This window comes from Shewanella sp. S23-S33, from assembly GCF_043359565.1.
In the GTDB taxonomy this organism is placed as follows: domain Bacteria; phylum Pseudomonadota; class Gammaproteobacteria; order Enterobacterales; family Shewanellaceae; genus Shewanella; species Shewanella oncorhynchi.
Genome location: NZ_JBHFFD010000014.1, coordinates 1 through 15,638 on the forward strand (window position 1 = coordinate 1; position 15,638 = coordinate 15,638).

The following is a 15,638-nucleotide window of genomic DNA, read 5'->3' on the forward strand; positions in this document are numbered from 1 at the left end:
AGAGCCGCCATGGATGGCTTCACGGCGTGTCACGGAAGCAACTGCACTCGATTTACAACAGGCAACGATTCAGATTCAAGCAATCACTCAAAGAAGTCTTAATCCCCACACATCAAAGGCATCACGACTCAGTTGTTCCCTAAAATCTGGGTGAGCGATGGCGATCAGCGCTTGTGCCCGTTCGCGCAGTGAACGGCCGCGTAGATTAGCTGCGCCGTATTCGGTCACAATGTAATGCACATGGGCCCGAGTGGTGACAACCCCTGCGCCAGGTGATAACACGCTTGCAATGCGAGAAAGCGTGCCGCCCGCAGCCGTGCTGGGCAGCGCAATAACAGAACGACCACCTTCAGATAACCCTGCTCCGCGGATGAAATCCATCTGGCCGCCAACACCGGAATAGATTTTAGTGCCAATGGAATCGGCACACACTTGGCCTGAAAGGTCGACCTGCAGCGCCGAGTTAATCGCCATCACATTAGGATTTTTACGGATAATGGCCGTGTCGTTAACTTGCTCTATGTCCATAAAGATGACCGCAGGATTATCATCAACATAGTCGTATAATTTCTGGCTACCCAAGGCGAAACCTGTGACGAGTTTTCCCGGATAAAAACGCTTCTTGCTGTTGTTAATCACACCTTTTTCAACCAGTTGCAATATACCGTCAGAAAATAGCTCTGTGTGGACGCCTAAGTCTTTATGTTCGGTTAAGCAAGACAGCACGGCATCGGGGATCGCACCTATACCCATTTGCAAACAATCGCCATTACGCACCAATTGGGCAACATTTTTACCGATCGCCAAACTCACCGCATCCCCCGTCGCGAAAGAATGAATGGGCAACGCCGCGCTCTGCTCATACACAGCGGCAAAACGGTCGATATGGATAAAGCTGTCGCCATGGGTGCGCGGCATTTGTGGATTAATATGAGCGATGATCTTACCCGCGACTTGGCAAGCTGCGAGCGTTGCTTCAACCGAAATGCCTAAGGAACACATGCCATGCTTATCGGGTAGCGACACTTGGATAATTGCGGTATCAATTTTTTGCTCACCGGAACGAAATAACTTAGGCACTTCAGACAGGAAAATCGGCACATAATCCGCGTCACCACTTTGCAGTAATGCCCGCGTTGGCAGCCCACCGAAAAAACATCGATGGCGTAAATGCCCCTGTAAACTGGGATGGCTTAAGGATTCGGCGCCTTCAGTATGTAACTGTAACAGGGTGAGATTTTCTTTGGTGAGTGCATGCTGCGCCAACGCATCTAATAAAATGCGCGGAGTGGCGCCCATGGAATGAGTCCACAGCGTCTCGCCGCTTTGAATTAAAGCAACCGCATCGAGCGCGCTATGACAAATGATTGGAGGCATAATGAATTCCCTTCGCTAAGCATGATGGCGGCAATCGCCCTAGCGGCAGTGTAAGGGATATCCTAATTAAGCAACATCGATTTCAATGGCTTAGCGCGACTGTTTACTGATAATTTGCGCTATATCAAAACTCGGCACTTTGCCCTTGATGATGAAACTCAGTACAGGGCTAATCCAAGCGCTTCGAAAATCTCATACTGGCAATCAATAACCCAATACAAGTAAAACCTATCATCCACAGGGCATCAAATTGCAGATCCATCACTTGGGCATCGCGCAGCACTATGGCCCGTGACATGCGCATAAAATGGGTTGCGGGTAAGGCTTCGGCAATCCACTGCGCCGCGATAGGCATGGCTTCGTAGGGGAACATAAATCCCGACAATAGAATCGATGGCAGGAGGATAAATACCGTCATCTGCATCGATTGCAACTGGGTTTTCGCTATGGTCGAAATCACTAATCCTAAGGTTAAACTGGCGCAAATGAACAACATAGCGGCAAGGGCGATGGAATCAAGCCCGCCGCGAATGGGCACATCGAACAACAGATGCCCTGCGCTCAGGATAATGGTCACTTGCACAAAGCCAACCATCACATAGGGCACGATTTTACCCAGCATCAACTCCAGTGGCCGCACAGGCGTAGTGATCAAAAACTCCATATTGCCCTGCTCGCGCTCACGCACTATGGCGGCGGAAGTAAACATCACCATGGTCATAGTCAAAATCACTCCCAACAGGCCGGGCACTATGTTGACCACAGAACGTTGTTCTGGGTTGAAATATTGCACCACTTCAAAACTCGGCATCGCCGTTTTTAGTGCTCTTCCTGCGACTTCATCCAGTGGCATTTGCCTTAGGCTACGAATAGTTGAAGCGACAACCGTATCCGAACCATCCACCAGCCATTGGCCAGCGGGTTGTGCGATATAGGACTGCGCTAAATATTGCTGACCCACAAAGCTTGGGTGACGCACTAAGCGCTCATCGAGATCGGCGGGCAAATACAGCACGGCTTTGACTTCGCCGCGAGTGATCGCCGCCTCAGCCTCGGCGGCACTTAAATATCGCTGCTTAAAATCTACGACCTGCGTTGCTTCCACCGCCTTAATCAGTGCGCGACTGTAGGCAGAATCACTCAAATTAACTAACCCAGCAGGCAGATGGCGAGCATCGGTATTGATCGCATAACCAAACAACATCAGTTGCACCAGCGGGATCATGACTATCATGCCAAAGGTCATGCGATCCCGCGACAACTGCCGCAGCTCTTTGACCACAATCGCAAAAATCCTACGCCACATGGTCAGTCTCTCCCTTGGAAACCCCAGCCAAGCGCTCGCCAGTACAAGTGACAAACACATCTTCTAGGCTAGCGCGCACTTCTTCCATCGTCCGACTAGCAACCCTTGGTTTAAGCCAAGCAAGCGGATCTTCAATATCGCTGCGCACTAACACCCGCAAACGACTGCCAATTTGCGCCGCCGACAATACCGCAGACTCGCTGATCAGTGATTGTTTTAAATTACGTAAGTCGTCCCCTGATATCTCAACCACCCGAGCCCCCATAGCCGCCATCAGTTGCTGGGGTGAACCGTCGGCGCGTTTTATCCCCCGCTCTAAAATCGCCAGACCATGGCAACGCTCGGCCTCATCCATATAGTGAGTCGAGACCAGTATCGTGGTGCCTTGGGCACAGAGATCGAATAAGCGCTCCCAAAACTCGCGTCGATTTTCAGGATCGACCGCCGATGTCGGCTCATCGAGAAACAGCAATTCAGGGTGATGTAAGGTCGCCGCCGCTAAGGCTAAACGCTGTTTCTGGCCGCCACTCATGGAGCCCGCCATTTGTTTCTCACGGCCGACTAAATCGTATAGCGTGACTAACTCGGCTATTCGCAGTTTTGATGCTCGGCGGTTAAGGCCATAAATTTGCGCGACAAACTCTAAGTTTTCCCGCACCGAAAGATTGTCGTACAGGGAGAATTTTTGCGTCATGTAGCCAATGCGGCGACGCAGTTTTTCCTCGGCACCGGGTAAGGTTTCACCCAAAACACGAATATTCCCCGATGTGGGACTCAGCAACCCAGTTAACATGCGAATTGAAGTCGATTTTCCGCAGCCATTGGGGCCGAGAAACCCATAAATAGTGCCCTTGGGAATGGCGAGGTCGAGGTTTTCCACTGCATTGACGCCGCCAAAGGCGCGGGTCATACCTTGGGTCTCGATAGCAAAATCGGCGTGGCTCATGGCTGTTTCACTTTTTGTTGCACTTTTGGCTGCACATCGAGTTGCAGCACATCGAGTTCAACTTCTAATACCATGCCAGTAGGTAGGTCCTGATCTGTGGCGGAAATAGTAATATCGGTCAAATACATCAGCCGCGCCCGATCACGTTCATTCAGCGCATAAAATGGCGTGTAAGCAGGTTGACTGCGAATATTGCGCACAGTGCCAGCAATCGGTATCTCGCGGCCATCCACAAGAATATTGACGCTATCGCCCACCTTCACTCTGTCTAACCAAGTCGCGGGCAGGTAAACCCGTACATAGGGATCCTCGCTCGCCAGTAAACCAATCAACTGAGTGCCTGCGGCAATGCGATCGCCGACTCGCCAAGGCAACGTATCGACAACGGCATCACGCGCCGCCACTAAGCTCAAGTCTGCTAAGGCTTTTTGTTCGATGGCTACACTGGCGCGAGCTGCAGCCACCGCCGCTTTGGCCTGCTCTAGCTGCTCACTACGGGTGCCATTTTCTAGCAATCGCAGGCTTTGCTGCGCCTCAGCTTGCTTGGCTAAACTGGTATCCCGCGCCGCACGGGCCGTATCTAAATCCGCTTGGCTCAGCACTTTCGTGGCATACAAACGGTTGGTACGCTCAAAGGCTCGCTGAGCTTCATTCACACTAGCATTCGCCCCGTCGAGCACGGCCTTGGCGCGTTCTATATCCTCTAAACGCGCACCTGTGACCGCCTCAGAAAGTTTAGCTTTAGCCTGTTCAAGCTCGGCTTGGCGCAGGGCGAGGCGCGCATTAGCAGAGGTTGTATCGAGCTGAATTAACACCTCACCCGCCTTAACCTGTTGACCTTCAAACACATTCACTTGAGTAATCAACTCACCTACGGGCGCGGTAAGCGTCAGCCTGTCCCGCTCGACAGTGCCAAGCACTCTGGGCGGCGCTTCGGTGCAGCCGACTAATAGCAAGATCACACAACCCACACTCACGTGCGTCAGAATTTTAAAATTCACACCCATTACGACTTCCTCGGTTCACGCAGTACACCTTGGGTAAAAACCTGCATATTGTGCAGCGCTAAACGCTGTAAACCATCAGCATCGGCACTAAAAAAACCGAACTGACGCATTAACACCGGCGGCGCAATAAGCGGAAAGACCATCAGACTCACGAAACTGAGGCGTACTAAATCGGGATCTAATCCCTCCTTCAATAGCCCCGCATTGACTAATGTGGATTCGAGCCATTGCCGCGAGAGGGATAAAATTTGCTCAAAAACAGACAACATAATGCGATAGGGTTCTGAGCCATCGCCTTCCTGTAACACCCGTATAATCAACCGTGGCAATCCCAGGTTAGGTGCCATAACACGATAATATGTCTGCATAAGTTCACCCAAGTTATTAGGGGCATCCGCAGCGGATATTTCGCGAAAACGCGCTAATACGGGCTCAAGGGTTTCCCGCACCATTTGTTCGAACAAGCCCGCTTTTGAACCAAAATAATAACGAATAAGCGCGGCATCAACCTCGGCTTCGCGGGCAATTTCACGGGTAGAAACGCTGGGATAACTGCGATGACTGAAGAGATTTAGGGCTGCGATAATTAAGCGTTGGCGGGCATCGGAATCCCCTTTCGGACGACCAGGAGTCTGCGGCTGTGATTCAGTTTGGGCGGTAAATGGCACAACCCCCTTTGGGCGACCGGGAATAAGCGACATAGCAAGCTCCAGCAAAATTCATCTATTGATGAATATACTGAAAAGCCGCGTAAAAAGGCAGCAGTTAAATTCCTCATTTTCATTGATATTGAGGAATTTAACCCTAGGACTGCATGGTTAAAATTTAGATACCGTTCAATCGAAAAATTAAGCGGCATTCTATTAAAGATTTATGCAGTAAAAGCTTATGCGCCTTTCACTATCGCACTCAAACGGGTAATGAATTGCTGTACGGCTTCAACCGTGTCAAAACTAAAGGCAAGGCCATAGTGGGTTTCGGTCAAACTCTTATGTAAACGTTTGGGGAAACGTGTCATCTCGGCATTGTGGAAATAGTCGTATTTGGCATGCACGCCTGCAATAGTGGCAAGTTCGCCGGAAAAGACTTCGAATGCGGGACGAATAATCAAGTTTGGTGATTTACCGTCGAGGTGTAAATAGAAAGCCTCTTTGGTTTCTGGGAGCATGTATTCAGTAATGTTTTTTATGGTGAAATTAGTGCGACATTGCAGTCCACTTAAGCAACTCACCATCTTATTATGTTCTATCGCCAAACTTATTCTCCCGTGTTTGTTGTCTATTTAGATTAAACCTGCCCATATCGCGCTACTTTTTCTACTCCCAGTCAATCCATGGCTCAGATGACTGATTCAGATGAGAAGAATATCATCTCGGCAATGTTGGTTCTTATCCCGTTTATCCCACTTTACCTCAGCTCAGCCTAATCGGTTTAGTCTTTAAATGCACTAAAGTGATACCCATATTCCAGAGTAAATGGGCGAGTTTGAATTATTTATCACAAAAAACCTTTATATACAGAACGATAAACCTATTAACTCAAACGCTAAGTGGGTGTCACAGAAAATTCTTTTGTGTAAGCAAATCGATATTTCAAACACGATAAAACACAACTTAGTTTATTAGGTATTGCTTATCATCAGGTTACCAACCTTTAGTTTGACATTAAAACGAACCGTTCAAAATGCGACCCTGCGATTGCATTTTATAATGATTGTTTTACTTGCCAGCTTAAAATGTTGCGTCTAGGTTAATAAGCTTGAGTTAAGTCCTGTTGATAATGGCGAAGTTACGGCAATCACATTTGATGCCAACGTAAACTAGCGCATTCACGTTATCCCGTCGTATTCAGGCCTTAAGTCATGTTTTACCCAAAATGAGTAACCCGCGCTTGAGCGCCTATAAACCGAGCCATGCCAGCCGATTTCAAGCTTATTTACGGCAAATCCTGCATTAACTGACTTGCCCTGAACTGTCACAACGGACTGGCGGCCACAATCAACAAGACCAACAACACGAGATATAGCCATGAAGATCAAAAAAGCCCTCATGCTCTTGGGTCTGTTCGCTGTCAGCCCAGTCACGTTAGCCGCAACCGGAGTCGCCTTTATCCATGGTACGGGTCACCAGACCAATGCCTTAGCCGATTACTGGACGCCCGAATTTGTTAACTCAGTGCGCCAAGGCATCCCAGTGCCAAACAATTACACAGTGATCAACTGCGACTTTGACCAATATATGTGGGAAGAAAGCGCCGCAGGTTGTCTGGCCACGCAGCTCAATAGCTTTATCCAAGCCAAAAATATCGACGACTTAATTCTGCTGACCCACTCCAATGGTGGCAACGTAGTGCGGTGGATTTTATCTAACCCTACGTGGGACAGCCGTTATCCTGCAGTGATCAACGCCACCTCAAAGGTTATCGCCATCGCGCCTTCCAGTGCTGGTACGCCGCTGGCCGATGCGGTGAACCAAGGTAATGTGTTCGAAACCAGCTTAGGCTGGCTCTTAGGCTATGGCAGCAATGCGGTGAAACAACAGCAAGTCGGTTGGATGGCAAACTATAACAACGCTTGGCTTAATGGCACAGCAGGTCGCCCATCGCTGGGTAAACCCTTCGAAGTCGTGGTGGGCTCAGATGTTGATTCCGCCATTTGGGACAGCGACAGTTACTGCGCGGGTTATCAATACCAAGTCGCGCTCGAAACCACCCAAAACTGGCTCGATAGCTGCTCCGACGGCTTCTTAAATTGCAGCTCACAAAAGGCGGCTGGCACTGTCTGGTTTACTGATAAACAAAAGACCCGTGGCCAAGAGCCCTTAAGCCATCAGCAGAGCCGCCGGGCGTGTTTCAATTTAGACACGCTGATCCGCAACCACATTTAAGGAGCACTAAGATGCACACACTCAGCAAACTTGCCAGTGTCTTGGCGCTAAGCGGACTGCTTGCAGCCTGCCAAGATGAAGCCACACCCATAGATCCCAAAACCAATGCCAGCCCAATGTACGCCAAAGGGTTAACCCTAGCTGCGCCGAGCGATACCGATTTAGTCGATAGCAATATTACCAGCCCAACACTCACGCCCATCAACACCAATACGGATTACATTAGCTTTATCACCCCGCTGTACGGTGAGTATCAAGCGAGTATGCTTAAGCTGGAGCAAGCCAGCCAAAGTGACGAGTATTGGGTCAATGTAACTGGCGCACAGCTTAATGCAGGCGTGGGCCTCACCATGAGCCAAGCGTCGAGCTTAGTGCGCATTGCACCTCGGGGCGATACCCGCTCTGGCGCCTTAATGCATGCAGAGGCTATTGCCCCTGAGCGCGTACAAATTCAGCGCGTTACCCCTAATCAGTCACCCCAAGGCAAAGCAGCCAACAGCAGTGGGATAAACACCAATGAGTCACTGGTTAAATCAATGGTCAACGCCGATGCTTTGGCTAGCGCAGGGTTAACCGATGATTCCAGTGCGCTGCAAATGTCGGCGAAGGCCACACCGGGCGAATATCGCCTGCAGGTCAGCCAGCCGTTAACACCGAGCGCCAGCTACTTAGTCAATGTGAAGGAAAAAGGCTCGCCCTATCAACTGAGCGTCAAAGCCCCCACTGCCATCGCGGCGGATGCACAAACCCTTGGACTTGAACTCGCACTCAGCCAAAGTGATAACACCTTTGTGCCACAGGCAAAACTCAAGCAAGCCGATGGCAATATACAACTGCTGGCGATGGTAAAACAAGGGGAGACATGGCAAGCGGTGATCCCCGCGGGCGTCGCACTTTCGAGCAGCAATGCAGGTTTCAGTGAAATTGAAATCACAGTGCAAACCCAAGTCGATGGCCGACCTGTGCAGCGCACGGTCAAATCTGTCTTTAAGTCCTATGTCAATTCGGCGAGCATCAAGCCCGAAGTGCTCACGGTTTGGGATAAAGGCTTGCCTAACCAAATCAACTTTGAGTTAACTGTCGCCGAGGCGGGACGTTTTGGCTTAAGTGGCACGTTAACGGGCACCAGTGCCGAAGGTCAAAAGGTGGCGATTCTACGCACCCAAGCGGCCAATTGGCTGACCCCAGAGTCGCCGAAGTTAAAGCTGATGTTAGATCCTAAGCTTATCCAAGCCTCGGGTTTACAGCCGCCCTTCGAACTCAATGAATTAGAACTGCAAGATCAAGGTCAAATGGCCAGATTAAGCTATCAAGCCAAGGCACTAACCTTAACGCGCTAATTCAAAGGGACCAATGTTAAGGGGCTAACGTTAAGATACTTAGCTTAACGTGCTGATAAGTCAGGCTTGTTAGCCTTAAGTTCATCTCTAATACCAAGTGCCCAATCACGGGCACTTTTTTATTGTTGATCTTTTGCAATCGACACCTAAAAGCCATCACCTTATTTAACATCTAGCGCAAAGCACAAACTGTTGACAGAAAAATGACAAGCTAAAGACTATTTACCACACCTCACCCTGATAAAATTTACATTGATTATCAAGGGTTATTCCTTTTAAATAACAATCATCAACGGCATAATGTCAACGTCTTGACATCAGACCTTTGAATGACAAGCATAGATCTTTATAACAATACGTATAACAATAAGAGTGACTCACGGCGCAAGTTTTTACCGTGCCATGGTCAATACTCAATAAATGGACATCGTTATGAGTGACAGCACATTTTTCTTTGGTGAATGGCAAATCAATCCCAGCGCCAATAGTCTGCTCCTTGGCAAACAAGTCAAACAACTTGAACCCAAGGCGATGGATGTGCTGCTATTTCTCTGTCAACGGGCGGGCGAAGTCGTCAGCAGTGATGAAATAGTCAGCCACTGCTGGCCAGGTGTAGATACCGGCGACAATCCACTACACAAGATTATCAATCAGTTACGTCGAGCATTAGGCGATAGCGCCACAGAACCCACCTATATAGAAACCATACGCAAACGCGGCTATCGCACCTTAGCCGAAGTGCGTTTTCCTATCGGACACCAAGCCACCGCCAGCCCACAGAGTTGGCAAGGCGGCTCGCCCTTTCCGGGACTGCAAGCCTATAGCGCTAATTATGCCGAGGTGTTTTTTGGCCGCAGTGAACAAATCAGCACTTTGCTTAACCGGATAAGCCAACAAATCCTGTTTGGCCGTGCCTTCTGCCTGATCTTAGGTCCAAGTGGCAGCGGTAAATCCTCCCTGATTAATGCGGGTGTTGTGCCCAATTTAATGAAGGGCGACGGCTATAACGGCATTGGTGTCGCGTCATTCAGCAGCTTAGATTTTGCCGATGTGAGTAAAGGGCAACTACTCACCGATCTTGCCAGTGCAATGCTCGACTGGGAAATCAACGACATCCCAGTATTCGAAGGCATGAGCGCTGAGACTCTGGCGATTCAACTCGTCGAAGATATCCAAAGCGTGATCAATCAGTGTACCCAAGCGCTCAAGGCTAAACCCTTTTCCAATCCGTTTTTTGCCTTGTTTATCGACCGATTAGAAGTGTTGCTCTCATCACCGCTATTTAGCGATACCGAACGAACTCAGTTCATAGAATTATTGGAACAACTCGCCACCTCAAAAGCCGTGATTATCATCAGTGCCTGTCGCAACGATTTTTATCCTTTATTGGTCAATTACCCAAGCTTAATGGCGGGTAAAGCCCGCGGTGCCCACTTTGACTTAGCGCCGCCAACACGCACTGAGCTATTACAAATGATCCGCCTGCCCGCGGTGGCTGCCAACTTAAGCTGGGAAGTTGACAGCGACACCGCGATGCCACTCGACGAAATGCTCTGCAGCGATGCCGCCAGTAACCCAGATGCGTTGCCCATGTTGCAATACACTCTGCAGGCCTTGTATTTACAGCGCAGCGCCGACAATAAGTTATTAGTCTCTGTTTATCATGCACTTGGCGGTATTGAAGGGGCGATTGGTAAAAATGCCGAGCAGGCGATTTCCCATTTAAGCGATGCTGAAAAAGCCAGCCTACCACGGATTTTATCCCTGCTAGTGACCCTGCGCGAAGATGAAAAGTCCATCACCAGCCGCACCGCTCGCTGGTCACAACTACAAAGCACGGCCGAAACCGCCCTAGTGCAAGCCATGGTCGATAGTCGCTTATTCGTGTCGCATCTGCAAAATGGTGAACCCTGTTTTAGCATCGCCCACGAAGCACTTTTGCGCCGTTGGCCGCGTGCAACCGCTTGGATTAGCGAGCATAACGACAGCTTAAGCATTAAGAGTCGCCTACAGCATTTATCTAAGCGTTGGCTCAGCGAAGCCAAACACAGCGCTTATCTGCTCGCCGAAGGCAAGCCGTTAAAAGAGGCCCAAAACCTCAGCCAAAATCCGTTATTCGATTTAGACGATCCCGAAACCGCCTTTATCGCAGCCTCCAGCAAACGCGCCAATATGCTGCGCTGGACGAGGCGCCTAACCGTCGCCCTGCTGTGCGTCCTCACCTTAACCTCCGTCATTATGAGCGTGCGTAGCATAGAAGCCGAAAAACTTGCCCTGCAAAAACGCCTCGCCGCCGAAGATTTGCTCGGCTTTATGGTGGGTGACTTCGCCGACAAGATGCGCGGCATCGGCCGTATGGACTTACTCGACGGGATCAGCAATAAAGCACTGGAATATTTCAGTGATTTTTCCAATAAAGAAGATGATACGCACTTAAGTTTTGATGCCCGTTTCCAACACGGCCAAACCTTAGAGGCCATGGGCGAAGTGGCCTATTCGCGCAATAAAATCGATGAAGCTCGCAGCGCATTACTCGCAGCGCAAGAAAAAATGCTGCCACTACTCGAATTGCAGCCGGAAAACTTAGCCCTACTGAAAACCCTAGGTGCCAATGCCTTTTGGTTAGGACAGCTTAAGTATGATGTGAGTGAATGGGTATCTGCACGTCCTTTTTGGGAGCAATATTTACAATACAGTCAAGCCATGTATGCCATTGCGCCAGAGGATAAAGATGCGCTGATGGAGCTTTCCTATGCCCATAACTCGCTGGGTTCTGTATCAATGAACCAGCAAGAGTTTGCTAAAGCAAAGCAAGATTTTGAGGAGTCATTAAGGCTTAAATTGCTGGCTTTGGCAAAAGCGCCTGAGGATAGTCAGTTGATTGCGGATGTGGCGGATACAAGATCTTGGTTAGCGAGCGCAGCGGTATCACAAGGGGATATAAATACCGCTATTCAAATCCATGAAGAAATTCAAGAAGCCTTGCTAACTAAAAATCTTGAAAAACAGCCTTATTTACTCGATAGACTCACTGGAAGTTATCAAAATATCGCCACACTGTTAAGTTATCAAGGTCGCCTAACAGAAGCTTTGAATAAAGCCTCTTTGGGACTTGCGACTATTGAGTCTGCATTTAAACAAGACCCTGAAAACGAACGCTGGAAAAGATTAAAATATTATTCTTATTCACAAATACTTGAGTTCACCACGAGTGAAAGCCAATATTTAGCATTTGAGAAATCAACAAACATAAACTTTGATGATAAATCTTCACCAATAAAACTCTCAACATACAAAGATATCTCTGCAAAACTCCTTTTATCCAAGGCAAAACTCATGCTAAACATTGGAAAATTAAAAGAGAGTTTGCAATACGCAAAATTAGCAACTGAATCATATCGAGAACTTGGAAATGACTTCAATCAAGAAATAACCTACATAGCAAACCTTGCAATAAGCGAATTATTACAAGCTAATATCTATAAAAAACTGGGCGAGTTATCTTACATTGAGTTATGTAACAATGTTAAAAAACAAGTAATGCCTTTTACTGAAAAAAACAAAGACCCAATATTTACGATTTCCTATGCAAAATCGCTCGATTGTTTAGGGGTACTTGATACACATAAAGAGCTTATTCTTTTTTTAGAAAAAACCGAAATTAGAAATATTCGATTCTAACCACAGAAGGAACATAAAGATGACAGCACCACAAGGCTCAGCACAATTTATTAAAGTTAATGTTACCCTTGAAAATGGTGAACCTGTATTTATTTATACGGATGCCAATGGTCAAGTTTGCCAAGGTGATGTCACCATCACTCAGGCAGGTACAATTACTTTTTTACTAAATGATCAAACCACTAAAGGGTTAAAATTTGTCGGGGTAGGCTTTGTAACCCCATTCGATAACATTGTCGATGCTGTTACCATCAGCAGCGATGGTAAGTTAGTGCAATTTGTTGACCTCGATAGAACTCCTGGTACTACTAAGTTCCAGTTTGTATTAAGTAACACCACAAATACCTTACTGGTGTTAAGTCCAGATCCACAAGTTATCAATCATCCTAAAAACTAGGGTCTGTGGATTGGATTTTTCTCATGATTTCTCTCAGGACAGCCATATCTTTTCGAAATAAACGCCTCCTGAAATGAGCTCAAAATGCTCTGCTGCTACGGCAGAGCGAAAAGCGGGGACAGCCATGTCTTTTTGTGCTTTATCCCCTCTTATACTAGCCTTTACATTATCTTGATTGCGTCTGTTTGGAGCGGATGATGACCTCGGCCAGAAGAATGCTTATCGAAAAACAAAAGCGGGGACCAAAAGCGGGGACAGCCATGTCTTTTTGTGCTTTGTTCCCTCTTATACTAGCCTTTACATTATCTTGATTGCGTCTGTTTGGAGCGGATGATGACCTCGGCCAGAAGAATGCTTATCGATGCTAATACAACTCCCTTCTATCATGTGATAAATCGCTGTGTCAGAAGGGCTTTTCTGTGCGGTGAGGATAAACTCACAGGCCGCAGTTATGAGCATAGACGTGGCTGGATTGTCGATAAAATCAAAGCATTATCCACCATCTTTTGTATCGATATCTGCGCCTATGCGGTGATGAGCAATCACTATCATTTAGTGCTTAAGATTGACGTGGAGAAGGCTAAATCGTTAACGCAAAGAGACATTATCAGTCGCTGGTGTCAAATCACCAAAGGCCATGCTATTGCCACTAAATATATGAATGGTGATGCATTAATCGACGGTGAACGCATGTTACTCGATGCCTTAATTGCCGAGTGGCAAGAGCGATTAAGCAGTATCTCTTGGTTTATGCGATGCCTAAATGAAGAGATTGCCCGTAACGCAAATCGAGAAGATGAGTGCAAAGGTGCCTTCTGGGAAGGCCGTTTTAAATCCCAAGCACTGTTAGATGAGCAAGCATTACTGGCGTGTATGATGTACGTTGATTTGAATCCTATTCGAGCTGGCATTGCCGATTCTTTGCAATCCTCTGATTTTACATCAATTCAAAAACGTCTAAATGCACTTTCCCCTAACAGCATCACACCACTGATAACCAAAACCCCAGTAGATAACTCTCAGCCAACACCAGATAAATCCCTCGCAAAATTTGATGGTGCAACGCACCTTCATCGACAAACGGGCATCCCCTTTCATTTTGCCGATTATCTGGAACTTATCGATTGGACGGGTCGCGCGATTCGCCATGATAAAAAAGGATTTATCGATAACCAGCGACCTAAACTGCTTAATGAGTTAGGGATTGCATCCGATGCATGGTTACTTTCAGCCAAAGAGTTTCGCCGACAGTTCAGTGGCATAAGCGGTCGATGGGATGCGATGTGTGCATTTAAACACAAACAAGGTGGCAAATGGTGTCGAGGGAAATCCCATAGCCAAGCACTACATCCGGAGCAAATTAATGGACTTACATTGCGTTAAATTGCCCTAACAACAAATATTCGACTCAGTCGTAATGCTTAAGACTTGTGGCTATTTAGCCCAAATTTTGTGAGATGTAAGCAAGCGCCCAACTAACTATCCTACCTAATCGCTGACAAAACGACTCAGAAGGCAAAATTTAAAACATTTAAAATCAACAAATTACACCAGAAGGTAAGCAGAAGGTATCTTTTCTTTGCGAAGAATAAAGTCATCATCAGAAAAGCGCTTAGCGCAGATGACATTAGGTTCACGGAGAATGATAACAATGACAAGCTCACCTAAACAGACTCGCTCACAACATCCATTATCACTTGTGGGTGAAGGCAATGGCTCACAGTGCACTGCGCAGCAAGGCTTGGTCGAACCCTCGTTGCCGTTAACCTTCTTCGAACATGCCTCGATTGAAACGATTCAACAGTTTATTCAGCATCTGACTGAACCGGTGATTATCGTCAATGCCCAAGGTTACATTTACTTTAGCAATAGCAAAGGTGCTGACTTACTGACATGCCCGCAGGCCAGTTTGAAGGGACAAGATTGGCGCAACTTTTTGACCGAACACCACCAAGCCCGCTACGACAATCTGCTGAGCAATGATATTAAATTAGGCAAAAATTGCGGTATTCCAGTGCAGCACTGCGCCGAAGAAATCACCCTCATTACTGCCTCAGGCAAAGCAAAAGATGTTGAGCTCTCCATTTCCTACATCCCCAGCCATGAACCTCTGTTTGTGATGATGATGCACGATTTGACGCAGCACAAAGCGGAAAATCAAAAACTACGTAAATTGGCCGCCACAGATTCACTGACTGGGCTGGCGAACCGCCGATATTTTGATGAAATGCTGCATCACTATTGGGAAGAATGCACAGGTAAGCTGCGCCCGATCAGCGTGGTGATTATCGATGTGGATTACTTCAAAGTGTTCAACGACCAATTCGGCCATATCCAAGGGGACGAATGTCTACGAAAGATTGCCAAAGTGATTGCTGACATAGTGCCGATAGAAGTTGGCCTGGCAGCGCGTTACGGCGGCGAAGAATTCGCGCTAATTCTACCAAGCCACAATGCCAAAATGGCACTAACGATTGCCCAAAAAGTGCAGCAAGGGATTAATGACCTGCGCTTTACCGAGCAAGGGCTGCGCGATTATGTCTCTGTGAGTGCGAGCCAAGGGATTGCGAGCGAAATCAATGGCCAGTTCCGTACCTCACTCGCCATGCTATGCGCCGCCGATACCGCATTGTATCGCGCCAAAGCCGATGGCCGCGACAGGATCAATACATCACTTTAATACCTATTAATTGGCGACT

Annotated in this window: 12 protein-coding genes; 6 read left to right on the forward strand and 6 right to left on the reverse strand. The window is 47.8% G+C overall.

The features are described from left to right. Positions 1 to 87: 87 nt before the first annotated feature. The 6 genes from ACHA99_RS03345 to ACHA99_RS03370 all read right to left on the reverse strand — a co-directional run bounded on the left by ACHA99_RS03345 (position 88) and on the right by ACHA99_RS03370 (position 5,870). Complete coding sequence (locus tag ACHA99_RS03345; protein ID WP_393941047.1) at positions 88 to 1,377, reverse strand: acetyl-CoA hydrolase/transferase family protein; 1,290 nt, start codon at positions 1,375 to 1,377, stop codon at positions 88 to 90. A gap of 169 nt (positions 1,378 to 1,546) precedes the next feature. Further along, positions 1,547 to 2,683, reverse strand: coding sequence for an ABC transporter permease (locus tag ACHA99_RS03350; protein WP_393941049.1), 1,137 nt, complete (start codon positions 2,681 to 2,683; stop codon positions 1,547 to 1,549). After that, positions 2,673 to 3,629 carry an ABC transporter ATP-binding protein gene (locus tag ACHA99_RS03355; RefSeq protein ID WP_173497126.1) on the reverse strand — a complete coding sequence of 319 codons (957 nt, stop codon included), beginning with the start codon at positions 3,627 to 3,629 and terminating at the stop codon, positions 2,673 to 2,675. Before ACHA99_RS03355 ends, ACHA99_RS03350 begins: the two co-directional genes overlap by 11 nt. Continuing rightward, on the reverse strand, positions 3,626 to 4,636 hold the full coding sequence (locus ACHA99_RS03360; RefSeq protein WP_393941052.1) for an HlyD family secretion protein: 1,011 nt from the start codon (positions 4,634 to 4,636) through the stop codon (positions 3,626 to 3,628). Before ACHA99_RS03360 ends, ACHA99_RS03355 begins: the two co-directional genes overlap by 4 nt. Continuing rightward, positions 4,636 to 5,337 carry a TetR/AcrR family transcriptional regulator gene (locus ACHA99_RS03365; RefSeq protein ID WP_198573577.1) on the reverse strand — a complete coding sequence of 234 codons (702 nt, stop codon included), beginning with the start codon at positions 5,335 to 5,337 and terminating at the stop codon, positions 4,636 to 4,638. Before ACHA99_RS03365 ends, ACHA99_RS03360 begins: the two co-directional genes overlap by 1 nt. Before the next feature lie 185 nt (positions 5,338 to 5,522). Continuing rightward, positions 5,523 to 5,870, reverse strand: a complete 348-nt coding sequence (locus tag ACHA99_RS03370; protein ID WP_113938914.1) for a hypothetical protein — start codon at positions 5,868 to 5,870, stop codon at positions 5,523 to 5,525. Between the two features lie 793 nt (positions 5,871 to 6,663). Between ACHA99_RS03370 and ACHA99_RS03375 the strand changes: the two genes are divergently transcribed. From ACHA99_RS03375 to ACHA99_RS03400, 6 genes are all read left to right on the forward strand, one after another. Then, on the forward strand, positions 6,664 to 7,521 hold the full coding sequence (locus tag ACHA99_RS03375) for a hypothetical protein (RefSeq protein ID WP_113938915.1): 858 nt from the start codon (positions 6,664 to 6,666) through the stop codon (positions 7,519 to 7,521). A gap of 11 nt (positions 7,522 to 7,532) precedes the next feature. After that, positions 7,533 to 8,861, forward strand: a complete 1,329-nt coding sequence (locus ACHA99_RS03380) for a DUF4785 domain-containing protein (RefSeq protein ID WP_393941055.1) — start codon at positions 7,533 to 7,535, stop codon at positions 8,859 to 8,861. 432 nt (positions 8,862 to 9,293) lie between these two features. Next, positions 9,294 to 12,542, forward strand: a complete 3,249-nt coding sequence (locus ACHA99_RS03385) for a winged helix-turn-helix domain-containing protein (RefSeq protein WP_393941057.1) — start codon at positions 9,294 to 9,296, stop codon at positions 12,540 to 12,542. Positions 12,543 to 12,561: 19 nt separating this feature from the next. Further along, complete coding sequence (locus ACHA99_RS03390) at positions 12,562 to 12,939, forward strand: DP-EP family protein (RefSeq protein ID WP_028760551.1); 378 nt, start codon at positions 12,562 to 12,564, stop codon at positions 12,937 to 12,939. A gap of 333 nt (positions 12,940 to 13,272) precedes the next feature. Then, complete coding sequence (locus ACHA99_RS03395) at positions 13,273 to 14,322, forward strand: transposase (RefSeq protein WP_113938919.1); 1,050 nt, start codon at positions 13,273 to 13,275, stop codon at positions 14,320 to 14,322. A 268-nt stretch (positions 14,323 to 14,590) separates the two neighbouring features. Beyond that, positions 14,591 to 15,619 (forward strand): diguanylate cyclase, encoded by a 1,029-nt coding sequence (locus tag ACHA99_RS03400; protein WP_393941060.1) that lies wholly within the window; start codon positions 14,591 to 14,593, stop codon positions 15,617 to 15,619. Positions 15,620 to 15,638 lie beyond the last annotated feature (19 nt).

What these genes read in the sequence shown, in the direction of transcription:
- ACHA99_RS03345 (WP_393941047.1), bottom strand. Translation starts at nt 1,377, where the DNA reads ATGCCTCCAATCATTTGTCATAGCGCGCTCGATGCGGTTGCTTTAATT.
- ACHA99_RS03350 (WP_393941049.1), bottom strand. Translation starts at nt 2,683, where the DNA reads ATGTGGCGTAGGATTTTTGCGATTGTGGTCAAAGAGCTGCGGCAGTTG.
- ACHA99_RS03355 (WP_173497126.1), bottom strand. Translation starts at nt 3,629, where the DNA reads ATGAGCCACGCCGATTTTGCTATCGAGACCCAAGGTATGACCCGCGCC.
- ACHA99_RS03360 (WP_393941052.1), bottom strand. Translation starts at nt 4,636, where the DNA reads ATGGGTGTGAATTTTAAAATTCTGACGCACGTGAGTGTGGGTTGTGTG.
- ACHA99_RS03365 (WP_198573577.1), bottom strand. Translation starts at nt 5,337, where the DNA reads ATGTCGCTTATTCCCGGTCGCCCAAAGGGGGTTGTGCCATTTACCGCC.
- ACHA99_RS03370 (WP_113938914.1), bottom strand. Translation starts at nt 5,870, where the DNA reads ATGGTGAGTTGCTTAAGTGGACTGCAATGTCGCACTAATTTCACCATA.
- ACHA99_RS03375 (WP_113938915.1), top strand. Translation starts at nt 6,664, where the DNA reads ATGAAGATCAAAAAAGCCCTCATGCTCTTGGGTCTGTTCGCTGTCAGC.
- ACHA99_RS03380 (WP_393941055.1), top strand. Translation starts at nt 7,533, where the DNA reads ATGCACACACTCAGCAAACTTGCCAGTGTCTTGGCGCTAAGCGGACTG.
- ACHA99_RS03385 (WP_393941057.1), top strand. Translation starts at nt 9,294, where the DNA reads ATGAGTGACAGCACATTTTTCTTTGGTGAATGGCAAATCAATCCCAGC.
- ACHA99_RS03390 (WP_028760551.1), top strand. Translation starts at nt 12,562, where the DNA reads ATGACAGCACCACAAGGCTCAGCACAATTTATTAAAGTTAATGTTACC.
- ACHA99_RS03395 (WP_113938919.1), top strand. Translation starts at nt 13,273, where the DNA reads ATGACCTCGGCCAGAAGAATGCTTATCGATGCTAATACAACTCCCTTC.
- ACHA99_RS03400 (WP_393941060.1), top strand. Translation starts at nt 14,591, where the DNA reads ATGACAAGCTCACCTAAACAGACTCGCTCACAACATCCATTATCACTT.